This window comes from Rhizobium sp. SVR5-9E, assembly GCF_056755095.1.
Genome location: NZ_JBNDHS010000034.1, coordinates 14,153 through 27,501 on the forward strand (window position 1 = coordinate 14,153; position 13,349 = coordinate 27,501).

The window sequence follows — 13,349 nt, forward strand, 5'->3', positions numbered from 1 at the left end:
CAAGTTCGGGGGAGCTGGTGTGGCGGTTGATAAAGGGAAGCCCTGGGAGGCCTGCCATAATGAATGCCCATGTCGCCACTGGCGATATTGCCGAGCGCACGCGCGCGATCGTCTCGAACCTTCGCTCTCTGGAAGGCCCGCTTCTTCCCATCTTGCATGAAATCCAGGATGAATTCGGTTATGTGCCGCAGGAAGCGCTTCCTGTTATCGCGCAGGAACTGAATCTCTCTCGCGCCGAAGTGCACGGTGTGATGACCTTCTATCACGATTTCCGCGACCATCCCGCCGGGCGTCATGTGCTGAAGCTCTGTCGTGCCGAGGCCTGTCAGTCCATGGGTGGCGACGCCGTGGCTGAGCGTATCAAATCTCTGCTGGGGATCGATTTCCATCAGACGGCTCTCGATGGCAGCGTCACGCTGGAACCCGTTTATTGTCTCGGGCTCTGTGCCTGTTCGCCAGCGGCGATGCTGGACGGCGAACCGCATGGCCGAATCGACGACGATGTGATTGCTGAGATCGTCGCGGAGGTGCGGGCATGACCGTCAGGATTTACATCCCGCGCGATGCGGGCGCACTTTCTCTTGGGGCCGAAAAGGTTGCAAGAGCGATCGCACAGGAAATCTCGGCGCGCGGCATCGATGCGAAGATCGTCCGCAACGGTTCGCGTGGTATGTTCTGGCTGGAGCCTCTGGTCGAGGTCGAGGTTTCCGGCAAGCGAATCGGCTATGGCCCGGTCACGGCCAAGGATGTGTCGCTGCTGTTTGATGCCGGCCTTGTGAACGGCGGTAGCCACGAGCTCTGTCTGGGGGAGGTCGAAAGCCTCCCATTCCTCAAGGAACAGACCCGCCTGACCTTCGCGCGCTGCGGCATTACCGATCCGCTTTCACTGGAAGATTATGAGGCGCATGGCGGCCTTGCCGGACTCCGCCGGGCAGTGGCGATGGCCCCTACAGACGTGGTCAGGGAGGTCACCGATTCGGGCCTTCGCGGACGTGGCGGCGCGGGCTTTCCGACCGGCATCAAGTGGAAGACGGTTCTGGATGCTGCGGGTGACCGGAAATACATCGTCTGCAATGCCGACGAAGGCGACAGCGGCACATTCGCAGACCGCATGATCATGGAGGGCGATCCCTTCGTGCTGGTCGAAGGCATGGCGATTTCCGGGCTGGCGACGGGCGCCACAAAGGGTTTCGTCTATACGCGTTCGGAATATCCGCATGCGATTGCGACAATGACGGAGGCCGTCGAGATCGCCCGCCGGGCGGGCATTCTGGGACCGTCCGTGCTCGGTTCCGGCTGCGCTTTCGATATCGAGGTCCGGACAGGCGCGGGCGCCTATGTCTGCGGCGAGGAAACGTCGTTGCTGAATAGCCTGGAAGGCAAGCGCGGCGTCGTGCGCGCCAAGCCGCCGCTGCCGGCACACAAGGGGCTTTTCGACTGTCCCACCGTCATCAATAACGTGATCTCGCTCGCCTCCGTGCCGATCATCCTCGACAAGGGGGCGGCTTTCTACCGCGATTTCGGCATGGGGCGCTCGCGCGGCACGATCCCGATCCAGATCGCCGGGAACGTCAAGCATCGAGGGCTTTACGAGGCGGCTTTCGGCCTGTCGCTCGGCGACATCGTCGACAGGATCGGTGGCGGCACGGCGACCGGGCGGCCGGTGAAAGCGGTCCAGGTCGGCGGTCCGCTTGGCGCCTATTTTCCGCGCGCGCTCTTCGACACGCCCTTTGACTATGAATCCTTTGCCGCCAAGGATGGCCTCATCGGGCATGCCGGCATCGTCGTGTTCGACGACACGGCCGACATGCTGAAGCAGGCGCGCTTCGCCATGGAGTTCTGCGCCATTGAGAGTTGCGGCAAGTGCACGCCCTGCCGTATCGGTTCGACGCGCGGCGTTGAAACGCTGGACAAGATCGCCAAGAACATCGAGCCGCAAAAGCAGCTCGAGCTCGTCACCGACCTCTGCAACACGATGAAGTTCGGATCGCTTTGCGCGCTCGGAGGCTTCACCCCTTATCCGGTGATGAGCGCGATCAATCATTTTCCGGACGATTTTCGCCCGTCGCCAATAGCAGAAGCCGCGGAATAGGAGCGGACGACCATGAACGCCTTGCCCGAGTTCAAAACGCTCATTGAAGAAACCGACTACGGTACTCCGGCTTCCTCTTCCGAGAAGATGGTGACGCTGACCGTCGACGGCAGGCCAATCACCGTGCCCGAGGGCACGTCCGTCATGCGCGCCTCGATGGAGGCCGGAGTCGAGATACCGAAGCTCTGCGCCACCGACATGATCGATGCCTTCGGTTCGTGCCGCGTTTGCCTGGTCGAGATCGAAGGCCGCGGCGGCACGCCGGCATCCTGCACGACGCCAGTCGGCGACGGCATGGTGGTGCACACTCAGTCGGACCGGCTGAACGCGATCCGGCGCGGCGTGATGGAGCTTTACGTTTCCGACCATCCGAGCGCGTGGGGCGGATCAGCCGGTACGGGTGCCGGAACTGGCGCGAGCGAATTCGACAAGGTCATCGCGTCGGTCGGCCTGACCGAGAACCGCTACGGCATCGATGGCCGCAATCATGTGGCGCCGGGCAACGGCTCCCTCACCATCGACTACATGGTACGCGACGAATCGAACCCGTATTTCACCTACGATCCGTCGCAGTGCATCGTCTGCTCGCGTTGCGTGCGCGCCTGCGAAGAGGTGCAAGGCACCTTCGCGCTGACCATCGAAGGTCGCGGTTTCGAGAGCCGCATGACCGCTGGCATGCACCAGCCCTTCCTCGAAAGCGAATGCGTCTCCTGCGGCGCCTGTGTGCAGGCCTGTCCGACCGATGCGCTGCGCGAAAAGACCGTGCTTGAGATGGGCATGCCGGAACATTCGGTGGTGACCACCTGCGCTTATTGCGGCGTCGGCTGCTCCTTCAAAGCTGAGATGAAGGGCGAGGAGTTGGTGCGGATGGTGCCCTGGAAGGATGGGCAGGCCAATCGCGGGCATTCCTGTGTCAAGGGCCGCTTCGCCTATGGCTACTCCACGCATAAGGACCGCATCCTCAATCCGATGATCCGCGAAAAGATCACCGATCCTTGGCGGGAGGTAAGCTGGGAAGAGGCTTTCGCGCACGTAGCATCGGAATTCCGCCGTATCCAGTATCAGTACGGCCGCGATTCGGTCGGCGGCATCACGTCGTCGCGCTGCACGAATGAGGAGACATTCCTCGTCCAGAAGCTGGTCCGCGCCGGCTTCGGCAACAACAACGTCGATACCTGCGCGCGCGTCTGCCATTCGCCGACGGGCTACGGACTAGGTCAGGCTTTCGGCACGTCGGCGGGCACGCAGGATTTCGACAGCGTCGAGCATTCGGACGTGGTGATCGTTATCGGTGCCAACCCGACGGATGGCCACCCGGTTTTTGCGTCGCGCCTGAAGAAGCGGCTGCGGCAGGGCGCGAAGCTGATCGTTATCGACCCGCGGCGCATTGATCTCGTACGCACGCCCCACGTTGAGGCTGCCTATCACCTGCCGTTGCAGCCGGGCACCAATGTAGCGGTGTTGACTGCATTGGCGCATGTGATTGTCACCGAAGGCCTCTACGACGAAAAGTTCATCCGCGAGCGCTGCGACTGGTCCGAATTCGAGGACTGGGCGGCTTTCGTTGCCGAGCCTTATCACAGCCCTGAAGAGATGGAGAAGTTCACCGGCGTTCCGGCCGAGGAGCTGCGTGGTGCTGCCCGGCTTTATGCACGTGGCGGCAATGGCGCGATCTACTACGGTCTTGGGGTCACCGAACATAGCCAGGGCTCCACGACCGTCATGGCGATCGCCAACCTTGCGATGGCGACCGGTAATATCGGGCGTCCGGGCGTCGGCGTTAATCCGCTGCGCGGCCAGAACAATGTGCAGGGCTCCTGCGATATGGGTTCCTTCCCGCATGAGCTGCCTGGCTATCGCCATATCTCTGACGATGCGACACGCGATATCTTTGAGAAGATGTGGGGTGTCAAACTCAACAGCGAACCCGGCCTTCGGATTCCGAACATGCTGGATGCGGCGGTTGATGGCACGTTCAAGGGCTTGTACGTCCAGGGCGAGGACATTCTCCAATCCGACCCGGATACCAAGCACGTGGCAGCCGGTCTGGCAGCGATGGAATGCGTCGTCGTTCAGGACCTCTTCCTGAACGAGACGGCAAACTATGCCCACGTCTTCCTGCCGGGATCGACATTCCTTGAAAAGGACGGCACCTTCACCAATGCCGAGCGCCGCATCAACCGCGTGCGCAAAGTCATGACGCCGCGCAACGGCTATGGTGATTGGGAAGTGACCCAGAAAATGGCGCAAGCCATGGGCCTTGCCTGGAATTACACCCATCCGTCCGAGATCATGGACGAGATTGCCGCGACGACGCCGAGCTTCGCGCTGGTTTCCTACGACTACCTGGAGAAGGTTGGTTCCGTGCAGTGGCCTTGCAACGAAAAGTTCCCGCAGGGCTCGCCGATCATGCACGTGAACGGTTTTGTTCGCGGCAAGGGCAAGTTCATCCGCACGGAATACGTAGCAACCGACGAGCGCACCGGCCCGCGCTTCCCGCTGCTTCTGACGACTGGCCGCATCCTCAGCCAGTATAATGTCGGCGCGCAGACGCGGCGTACCGACAACGTCGTCTGGCACGCCGAGGACCGGCTGGAGATCCATCCGCATGATGCCGAAATGCGCGGCATTCGCGATGGCGACTGGGTGAAGCTCGCCAGCCGCTCCGGCGATACGACGCTTCGGGCGCTGATCACCGACCGGGTCGCGCCGGGCGTCGTCTATACCACCTTCCATCATCCGAACACGCAGGCGAACGTCATCACCACCGACTTTTCCGACTGGGCGACGAACTGTCCGGAATACAAGGTGACGGCAGTCCAGGTCTCGCCGTCGAACGGCCCCACGGAATGGCAGATCGAGTATGACGAGCAGGCGCGCCAAAGCCGTCGCATCGCCGGCAAGCTGGAAGCTGCCGAATGATGGAAAGGCGGCCGACGCGCATTTCCGCCAATCGCATCGCCCGCAAGGGCGGTGTCGTCGCGCCGGGCCAGCGTATTGTGCCGGAAGAAATGCCGGTCGCCTTTTCCTATGGCGGCACATCACATGCCGTAATGATGGCGACGCCGGACGATCTGGTAGATTTCGCCGTCGGCTTCAGTCTGACGGAAGGCATAATCAAAGACGCTGATCAAATTTCCGCAATCGAGATCATCGATAACGAGCAGGGCATCGATGTCCAGGTGACGCTGGCCGACGATGTTGCGGATGCTTTGCGGGCGCGCCGCCGCAGCATGGCGGGACCGGTCGGATGCGGGCTGTGCGGGATCGAGTCGATCGAGCAAGCCGTTCGCCAGGTGCCCGATGTTTCAGCCGCCGGGCTCAAGCTCACGCATCGCGATATCGTGAACGCCGTCTCGCTTCTCAATGACGCGCAACCGCTGCACCGGGAGACACGCGCGGTTCACGGAGCCGGTTTCTACATTCCCGGCCAGGGCCTGCTGGCCGTCCGCGAGGATGTTGGCAGGCACAACGCACTCGACAAGCTCTGTGGCGCCGTCATTCGCGCGCAGAGAAACGGCTCGAGCGGAGCCGTCGCCGTTACGAGCCGGCTTTCGGTCGAGATGGTGCAGAAAGCGGCCATCCTCGGGAGCTCCGTCCTTATCGCGATTTCCGCGCCCACGGCCCTCGCCATCCGCACGGCGGAGCAGGCCGGAATGACGCTGGTTGCGCTGGTGCGGGGCGACGATTTTGAGATTTTCACCCACCCGCAGCGCATATTGCCCGAAAGCATTGCCGATGTCGCATGATACCCATTCCAAGCTCGTTTATATGGCCAACCAGATAGCGACCTTTTTCAAGAGCCAGCCTGAAAGCGAGGCGGTTCAAGGTGTTGCCACCCATATCAACAAATTCTGGGAGCCGCGCATGCGGCGGCAATTATTCGAAATTCTAGATAACGATAACAATGGCTTGGATACGCTCGTAATCCAGGCTGCACCTCTGATCCGCAAGCCTGAGCCGGCGGAACCAATCCGGAAATAAATATCGGTTTCATGCAAGAGGGGAACCAGGCATTTCGCCTGCTCGAGCATGGATTATTGCAGCAAAGTCATAATCGGGAGGATATTCATGACTTCAGCGGACACAACTACGACAGGGGAGTTAGCGGGCGTCGGCCTGCTTGATCGGGAGCGGATCGTCGCAAAGCCCGGTTTCAATCGCTGGCTTGTACCGCCGGCAGCTCTCGCAATCCATCTCTGCATCGGCATGGCTTACGGCTTCAGCGTTTTCTGGCTGCCGCTTTCGCGATCGCTCGGGATCACGGCACCAACGGCCTGCCCGGATCTGACGCTTGCTTCCGCGCTGTTCACGAAGACCTGCGATTGGCGCGTCGCCGATCTCGGCTGGATCTATACCCTCTTCTTCGTTCTGCTCGGCTGCTCGGCCGCGCTCTGGGGCGGCTGGCTCGAGCGCGCTGGACCGCGCAAAGCCGGTTTCGTATCCGCTTGCTGCTGGTGTGGCGGCATTCTGGTTGCCTCGGTCGGCGTGATCACCCACCAGCTGTGGCTGATGTGGCTCGGCGCCGGTGTGATCGGCGGTGTCGGCCTGGGCCTCGGCTATATTTCGCCGGTATCGACGCTCATCAAGTGGTTTCCGGACCGCCGCGGCATGGCGACCGGCATGGCCATCATGGGCTTCGGCGGCGGGGCGATGATCGGCGCTCCGCTCGCAAACCTGCTGATGAATTACTTCAAGACCGACACTTCGATTGGCGTCTGGCAGACTTTCGTCGTCATGGCGATCATCTATTTCGCCTTCATGATAGGCGGTGCTTTCGGTTACCGAATCCCGCCGGCCGGTTGGCGTCCGGAGGGCTGGACGCCTCCGGCTGCCAAGAGCACGATGATCACCACAAAGCACGTTCACCTGCGCGACGCGCACAAGACGAAGCAGTTCTGGCTGATCTGGGCCGTACTCTGCCTGAACGTCTCCGCCGGTATCGGCGTTATCGGCATGGCCTCGCCGATGCTGCAGGAAATCTTCGCAGGTTCGCTGATTGACCTGCCGGATCTTTCCTTCTCGCAGCTCGATGTGGGCCAGAAGGCGCAGATTGCCACGATCGCCGCCGGCTTCGCGGGTCTCCTGTCGCTTTTCAACATTGGCGGCCGCTTCTTCTGGGCGTCGCTTTCCGACAAGATCGGCCGCAAGAACACCTATTACACGTTCTTCATTCTCGGCATCGTTCTCTATGCGGTGGCACCGACGCTGGCCGATATCGGCAACAAGGCGCTCTTCGTGCTCGCCTTCGGTATCATCCTGTCGATGTATGGCGGTGGTTTCTCGACAATTCCGGCCTATCTTGCCGACGTCTTCGGCACGCAGTTCGTCGGCGCGATCCATGGCCGTCTTCTGACAGCGTGGGCGACCGCCGGCATCGTGGGTCCCGTGGTCGTGAACTACATTCGCGAGGCGCAAATCGCAGCCGGTGTGGCGCCCGGCCCTGCTCTTTATACCGGGACGATGTATATCCTGGCCGGCATGCTGGCGCTTGGCCTGATTGCCAATTTCTTCGTCAGGCCGCTTGAGAGCAAGTGGTTCATGTCCGATGAGGAAGTCGCCGGACTTCAGGCGAAATCCGCCGCCGCAAGCCTCGGCCCAACCGGCTCGTTTGGTATCGGCACAGGCGGCTTCGATACGAAGGCTCTGCTTGCCTGGGCGGTCGTCGGTATCCCCCTGCTTTGGGGCATATGGGTGACGCTGAAGGCGACCTTCGCGCTGTTCGGCTGATTTTGATCAGGGTGGAAAATCACGGCACGCGCTTCGGCGCGTGCTTTTTTTTGGAAACCGGATACGAGGCGCAGGCCGGCTTTGGGAGAAGCATCAGAATTCTTCCCAGTCTTCGACACGGGCGAGGGCGGCAGCGCCGCTTGCTCTGGCCACGCGTGGAGCCAGACGCCGCGGGGGCGCGCCTGCCGGTTTGGCAGCGGTGCGGTCGAGAGCCTTGGCTTCCATGCGGAACTGGCTGAGGAGCGCTCTCAGGTTTTCGGCCTCCGACGCGAGCTTGTGGCTTGCGGCCGTGCTTTCCTCAACCATTGCAGCGTTTTGCTGGGTCGCCTGGTCCAGGGAATTGACCGCCTGATTGATCTCCTTCAATCCGGTCGCCTGCTCTTTCGACGCTTCTACGATTGCTGCAACATTCGAGTTGATATCGGCGACTTGAAGCACGATTTGCTCCAGGGCGGAGCCGGTATGGCCGACGAGTTCCACGCCGTTCTTGACCAGGTCGCTCGATGTGTTGATGAGCGCTTTGATTTCCTTGGCGGCGCTTGCGGAACGCTGCGCCAGTTCACGCACTTCCTGCGCAACCACTGCAAAGCCCTTGCCTGCCTCGCCGGCCCGCGCGGCTTCGACCCCGGCATTGAGAGCGAGCAGGTTTGTCTGGAAGGCGATGTCGTCGATGACCGAGATGATATTGGTGATCTCCCGCGACGATTGCTCAATCTGGCCCATGGCGGAAACAGCCTTGCGAACAACAATGCCAGATTGTTCCGCGCCCTGTTTTGTCTTTTCGACAAGCCTTCCTGCCTCGCCGGCGCGATGGCTGGAATCATTCACTGTTGTCGTGATTTGTTCCAGTGCTGCAGCGGTTTCCTCGATCGACGCCGCCTGCTTTTCCGTCCGCTTGGAGAAAGAGTCAGCCGAAGCGCCGATTTCACGAGCCCCTGCTGCAATTGCCACCGTGTTTTCGCCGATGGTTGTCAGCGTTTCCCGAAGCTTGGAAATGGCGGCATTGAAGTCTTTCCGAAGCTGCTCCATGGAGGGGACAAAGGCTATCTCAACCGTCTGTGTCAGATCGCCTTCGGAAAGGCGGCGCAGCGCTTCCCCTAGCTGGCTGATTGCGCTCATGCGCTCTGTTACGTCGGTCGCGAATTTCACGACCTTATAGACTTTGCCGTTGGCGTCTCTGATCGGATTGTAAGCCGCCTGGATCCATATTTCCTTGCCGCCCTTCCCATACCGGACGAATTCGTTGGCAATGAATTCGCCCTGAGCAAGACGGCGCCAGAAGCCTGAATAATCTTCGGTGCGGATATAGGCGGGATCGCAGAACATGCTGTGATGCTTGCCAGTGATTTCCGGCAGTGCGTATCCAAGCGCATTGCAGAAGTTTTCGTTGGCAGTCAGAATCTCTCCGCTCGGCAGGAATTCAATAACCGCCTGCGAACGAGCGATCGCATCCAGCTTGCCGGCGTCCTCCACGGCCTTCTTCTTGGCAGCGGTGATGTCGGTCGCGAATTTCACAATCTTGTAGGGCTTGCCGTTTTTGAAGACTGGATTGTAGGAAGCCTGGATCCAGATTTCCCGGCCTCCTTTAGCCAGCCGCTTGTAGGCGCCCGCGTCGTATTCGCCGCGGCCAAGGCGACCCCAGAATTCGCGATACTCCGCCGTTGCAGTATAGGCGGGATCACAGAACGTGCTGTGATGCTTGCCGACAATCTCCGAGAGGCTGTAACCAAGCGCGCTGCAGAAATTCTTGTTCGCCGTGAGAACGTTACCTTTCAAGTCGAACTCTATGATGGCTTGTGACTTCGAAATCGCATCAAGAACATGCTTTGAATCAGAAGATAGTCCGAACATCCCCACCCGGCGCAAATTTGGCGTTAGCCGCTCGAAGCAATGCCCGCGAATACACCTCTGATCTACTTCTTAAGGCAGATCATTCGAAGGGATACTTCACAACTGATGATGAGGTTCGGAAGGTTAGCAAATCTACTATTCGTTCTATTAGAATTTGCGATGCATTCTTATAATGATTGATTTTGTCAACAAAAAAGCCGCCTCGGAAGGCGGCTTCGCTACGGCTGAACGCCGAGTACTAGGCCGCGAGCTCGTCGGCTTCGCTTTCCTTGAACATCTTGGCGAGGTTCAGGAAGCAAATCATACCATTCTCGGAGGCGATGACGCCTTCGCAGTAAGCGCGATCGAAGGAAGCCGTCACTTCCGGCACAGGCTGAACCTGGCTGGAGGAAATCGTCAGAATGTCGGACACGCGGTCGACAAGCATGCCGATGACCATGCTGTGCACTTCGGCAACAACGATAGCGCTGCGCTCGTTGGCGACGGTGCTTTTCATGCCGAGCTTGTAGGCGAGATCGATGATCGGGATCACTGAGCCACGCAGGTTCATGACACCGATGACGTCAGCCGGCGCATGCGGGATCGGGGTAGAGGGCGCCCAGCCGCGGATTTCGCGGATGGTCGTCGTCTTGACGCAGAATTCCTGATCGTGCAGCCGGAATGCGATGATCTCTAGCGTGTCGCCGCTGAAATTATTCGAGTTGATCGTGGTCATTAGAAATCGTCCCAACCTAAGCTGGCAGATGCGGCTGCGCCACCATTGGCGCGAACACCCTTGCCCTCACACCACGCGACGCCCCGTTATTCCGAGACTTCGTTACGGTTGCATGCAACTTTATCGGAAGAGTGTTGCGCAAATCTAAATCGCGGCTGCGAATTGCAAGGGGTTTCGGGGTCCCTTGCAAGCTTGTATGCGGGCGATGGCAGCCGGAAGAAATCCGCCTCAGGTGATCGTCTTTTCGATCTGGGAAACGGCCCACTCCACCTGCTCCTTGGTGATGACGAGCGGCGGCGCCAGGCGGATTGTGTTTTCGTGCGTATCCTTTGCCAGCAGGCCGCGTTCCTTCAGGCCGTAACAATACTGGCGCGCTCCACCCGCTTCGGGCTCCAGCTCGACCGCCATCATCAGGCCGCGGCCGCGCACATCCTTGACGATGTTGGAGCGGATCGACTTCAGCCCGTCCAGGAAGTATGCGCCCATTTTCTCGGCGTTTTCGATCATCCCTTCTTCGGTCAGCACCTTAAGTGCCGCGCGCGCGACGGCGCAGGCGAGGGGATTACCGCCGAACGTCGAGCCGTGCTGGCCGGGCTTCAGGACCCCAAGAACCTCCGAATTGGAAAGGACGGCCGATACCGGGTAGAAGCCGCCGGACAGCGCCTTCCCGATCAACGTCACATCGGCTTCGATGCCTTCATGCTCCTCTGCCAGGAGTTTGCCGGTGCGGCCGAGGCCCGTCTGGATCTCGTCCAGGATCAGCGTCACGTTGTTTGCCGTGCACAATTCCCGGACGTGCTTGAAATAGCCAACGGGTGGGATGACGACGCCGGCTTCTCCCTGGATCGGCTCGATGAGTGCCGCAACAGTATTCTCGTTGATCGCGGCCGCAAAGGCTTCGCTGTCGCCGAAGGGAATGGTTCGGAAACCGGGCGTGTAGGGTCCAAAGCCGGTGCGGGCGTCCGGATCGGTGGAGAAGCTGATGATGCTGAGCGTCCGGCCATGGAAATTATCCGAGCAGACGATGATCTCCGCCTTGCCCTCCGGGACGCCCTTCACCTCGTAGCCCCATTTGCGAACCGCCTTGATCGCTGTCTCCACGGCTTCGGCACCGGAATTCATCGGCAGGATCTTGTGAGAGCCGGTGAGCGCCGCCAGCTCCTCGTAGAGATGCGCGAGCTGGTCGTTGCGGAATGCGCGCGACGTCAGCGTGAGCTTTCCGGCCTGCTCGACCATCGCCGCAAGGATCTTCGGATGGCAGTGCCCCTGGTTGACCGCCGAATAGGCGGAAAGGCAATCGAGGTAGCGGCTGCCGTCGGTGTCCCAGACGTAGACGCCTTGACCGCGCGTCAGGACGACATCGAGCGGCTTGTAGTTATGGGCGCCAAGCTGCTGTTCGGTAGCGATCAGGTTTGCGGATGTGGTCATTGCCGTTTCCCCCCTTATGCGGCGCGTGTCGGACGATCGAAGATGCGGCGGCCAAAGAGGCTTGCCGTCAGCTCCACGAGAATGCGGGCACTCTTGCCGCGATCGTCCAGGAAGGGATTGAGCTCCACGAGATCAAGGGACGAAACGAGCCCGCTGTCGGAGAGCATTTCCATGACGAGGTGGGCCTCGCGGAACGTCGTGCCGCCGGGAACGGTGGTGCCGACACCCGGTGCGATGTCCGGATCAAGGAAATCGACATCCAGGCTGACATGCAGCAGGCCGTTGGCCTCTTTGATCGTGCTGAGGATGTGGCGCATGATGGCTGCGATGCCCTGTTCGTCGATGGAGCGCATATCGAAAACATTGACACCGCGCTTCTGAACTTCTTCCCGCTCACGTGGATCGATGGAGCGGATGCCGACCTGAAACACGTTTCGCGGATCGACCAAAGGCCGGTCCTTGGGCAGGATTTCCGCCAATTCCGCATGGCCGCTGAAGAAAGCGACGGGCATGCCGTGCATGTTGCCCGAAGGCGATATCTCCGGCGAATTGAAGTCGGAATGGGCATCCAGCCACAGCACGAACAGCGGACGGCCTTTTTCGGCGGCGTAACGTGCCATGCCGGAGACGCTGCCCATCGACAGGCTGTGGTCGCCCCCCAAAATCAGCGGAAAACGGCCAGCCGCCGCGGCGTCATAGGTGCTGGCTTCAAGCGCACGCGTATAAGCGCCGATGAGGCGCAGGTTGTGCGCCTTGGGATGGTTCGGAAGATCCCGTGCCGGAACAACGCGGATGTCACCCTCGTCGCGCACATCGTGACCAAGGTCGATCAGGGTCTGGTCCACACCGGCGATGCGAAGGGCTGCCGGGCCCATTGCCGCGCCGCGCCGCCCTGAGCCCTCTTCCACTGGAACGCCGATGAGCGTGACTGAGCGAGATTGAACTTCCATTCTGAGGCTCCCTGGGGCACCGGATTTCGACTTTGGATTCGAACCTATATTCGGATATCGGCGTGACAGCAAAAAGATGGAAAAGTGTCAGAAGATAAGCTCTATTATACACTTTGCTAAGTGCTTTTCGACAAAGTGATCGCAATGGATGACCTTGACCAAGAACTCCTCAGCGCGCTTCGGCACAATGCCCGAGCGCCCATATCGTCCCTTGCCGCGATGACCGGTGCGTCGCGCGCAACGGTAGCCGCTCGCATGGAGAGACTGGTTGCCAACGGCACCATTGCCGCCTTCACGATCCGAACCGGTCACGAGACGCGCGCTGCCGGCGTTCGCGCCATCGTCATGATCGAGGTCCTCGGCAAGTTGGCCGACCGGGTGGCTGATCAGTTGCGCGGGCTCCCCCAGGTGCGGGCGCTGCACAGCACCAATGGCAAATGGGACTTTGTCGCTGAGCTCGAGGACCGGGACCTTGTCTCTTTCGATGAGACGCTCCGCCGCATCCGGCTCATCAATGGAATCAATTCGACCGAAACCAATATCCTGCTGAAGACCAGCAAGACCGGGTTCTAGGGTCAGCAGT

General features: G+C 60.5%; 11 protein-coding genes. 7 read left to right on the forward strand and 4 right to left on the reverse strand.

The window, feature by feature from the left end; genetic code table 11:
* Positions 1-59 precede the first annotated feature (59 nt).
* The 6 genes from ACPYOJ_RS16725 to ACPYOJ_RS16750 all read left to right on the forward strand — a co-directional run bounded on the left by ACPYOJ_RS16725 (position 60) and on the right by ACPYOJ_RS16750 (position 7,822).
* Positions 60-539: a formate dehydrogenase subunit gamma gene (locus tag ACPYOJ_RS16725; protein WP_481417268.1), complete on the forward strand. Its 480-nt coding sequence runs from the start codon at positions 60-62 to the stop codon at positions 537-539.
* Positions 536-2,092 (forward strand): formate dehydrogenase beta subunit, encoded by a 1,557-nt coding sequence (locus tag ACPYOJ_RS16730; protein ID WP_481417269.1) that lies wholly within the window; start codon positions 536-538, stop codon positions 2,090-2,092. Before ACPYOJ_RS16725 ends, ACPYOJ_RS16730 begins: the two co-directional genes overlap by 4 nt.
* A 12-nt stretch (positions 2,093-2,104) precedes the next feature.
* Positions 2,105-5,014 (forward strand): formate dehydrogenase subunit alpha, encoded by a 2,910-nt coding sequence (gene fdhF / locus ACPYOJ_RS16735; RefSeq protein ID WP_481417270.1) that lies wholly within the window; start codon positions 2,105-2,107, stop codon positions 5,012-5,014.
* Entirely contained in the window at positions 5,014-5,841 is an 828-nt protein-coding gene (gene fdhD, locus ACPYOJ_RS16740; protein WP_481417289.1) for a formate dehydrogenase accessory sulfurtransferase FdhD, read from the forward strand. Before fdhF ends, fdhD begins: the two co-directional genes overlap by 1 nt.
* A complete protein-coding gene (locus ACPYOJ_RS16745) occupies positions 5,831-6,076 on the forward strand; it encodes a formate dehydrogenase subunit delta (protein ID WP_168832670.1) in 246 nt (81 codons plus the stop codon). Before fdhD ends, ACPYOJ_RS16745 begins: the two co-directional genes overlap by 11 nt.
* Before the next feature lie 87 nt (positions 6,077-6,163).
* Complete coding sequence (locus ACPYOJ_RS16750; RefSeq protein WP_481417271.1) at positions 6,164-7,822, forward strand: OFA family MFS transporter; 1,659 nt, start codon at positions 6,164-6,166, stop codon at positions 7,820-7,822.
* A 93-nt stretch (positions 7,823-7,915) separates the two neighbouring features.
* Here ACPYOJ_RS16750 and ACPYOJ_RS16755 read toward each other — a convergent pair whose 3' ends face one another.
* The 4 genes from ACPYOJ_RS16755 to rocF form a co-directional block, all read right to left on the reverse strand.
* Positions 7,916-9,673, reverse strand: a complete 1,758-nt coding sequence (locus ACPYOJ_RS16755; RefSeq protein ID WP_481417272.1) for a methyl-accepting chemotaxis protein — start codon at positions 9,671-9,673, stop codon at positions 7,916-7,918.
* Between the two features lie 238 nt (positions 9,674-9,911).
* Positions 9,912-10,388 carry a chemotaxis protein CheW gene (locus tag ACPYOJ_RS16760; RefSeq protein WP_168832667.1) on the reverse strand — a complete coding sequence of 159 codons (477 nt, stop codon included), beginning with the start codon at positions 10,386-10,388 and terminating at the stop codon, positions 9,912-9,914.
* 228 nt (positions 10,389-10,616) lie between these two features.
* Complete coding sequence (rocD, locus tag ACPYOJ_RS16765) at positions 10,617-11,816, reverse strand: ornithine--oxo-acid transaminase (RefSeq protein ID WP_481417273.1); 1,200 nt, start codon at positions 11,814-11,816, stop codon at positions 10,617-10,619.
* Between the two features lie 14 nt (positions 11,817-11,830).
* On the reverse strand, positions 11,831-12,766 hold the full coding sequence (rocF, locus tag ACPYOJ_RS16770) for an arginase (RefSeq protein WP_481417274.1): 936 nt from the start codon (positions 12,764-12,766) through the stop codon (positions 11,831-11,833).
* 144 nt (positions 12,767-12,910) lie between these two features.
* Here rocF and ACPYOJ_RS16775 point away from each other — a divergent pair, with 144 nt between their 5' ends.
* Positions 12,911-13,339 (forward strand): Lrp/AsnC family transcriptional regulator, encoded by a 429-nt coding sequence (locus ACPYOJ_RS16775; protein ID WP_168832664.1) that lies wholly within the window; start codon positions 12,911-12,913, stop codon positions 13,337-13,339.
* Positions 13,340-13,349 lie beyond the last annotated feature (10 nt).

Excerpts from the sequence above, each read along its gene's own strand:
- ACPYOJ_RS16775 (WP_168832664.1), top strand. The coding sequence starts at position 12,911 with ATGGATGACCTTGACCAAGAACTCCTCAGCGCGCTTCGGCACAATGCC.
- rocF (WP_481417274.1), bottom strand. The coding sequence starts at position 12,766 with ATGGAAGTTCAATCTCGCTCAGTCACGCTCATCGGCGTTCCAGTGGAA.
- ACPYOJ_RS16755 (WP_481417272.1), bottom strand. The coding sequence starts at position 9,673 with ATGTTCGGACTATCTTCTGATTCAAAGCATGTTCTTGATGCGATTTCG.
- ACPYOJ_RS16760 (WP_168832667.1), bottom strand. The coding sequence starts at position 10,388 with ATGACCACGATCAACTCGAATAATTTCAGCGGCGACACGCTAGAGATC.
- ACPYOJ_RS16725 (WP_481417268.1), top strand. The coding sequence starts at position 60 with ATGAATGCCCATGTCGCCACTGGCGATATTGCCGAGCGCACGCGCGCG.
- rocD (WP_481417273.1), bottom strand. The coding sequence starts at position 11,816 with ATGACCACATCCGCAAACCTGATCGCTACCGAACAGCAGCTTGGCGCC.
- ACPYOJ_RS16750 (WP_481417271.1), top strand. The coding sequence starts at position 6,164 with ATGACTTCAGCGGACACAACTACGACAGGGGAGTTAGCGGGCGTCGGC.
- ACPYOJ_RS16745 (WP_168832670.1), top strand. The coding sequence starts at position 5,831 with ATGTCGCATGATACCCATTCCAAGCTCGTTTATATGGCCAACCAGATA.
- ACPYOJ_RS16730 (WP_481417269.1), top strand. The coding sequence starts at position 536 with ATGACCGTCAGGATTTACATCCCGCGCGATGCGGGCGCACTTTCTCTT.
- fdhF (WP_481417270.1), top strand. The coding sequence starts at position 2,105 with ATGAACGCCTTGCCCGAGTTCAAAACGCTCATTGAAGAAACCGACTAC.
- fdhD (WP_481417289.1), top strand. The coding sequence starts at position 5,014 with ATGGAAAGGCGGCCGACGCGCATTTCCGCCAATCGCATCGCCCGCAAG.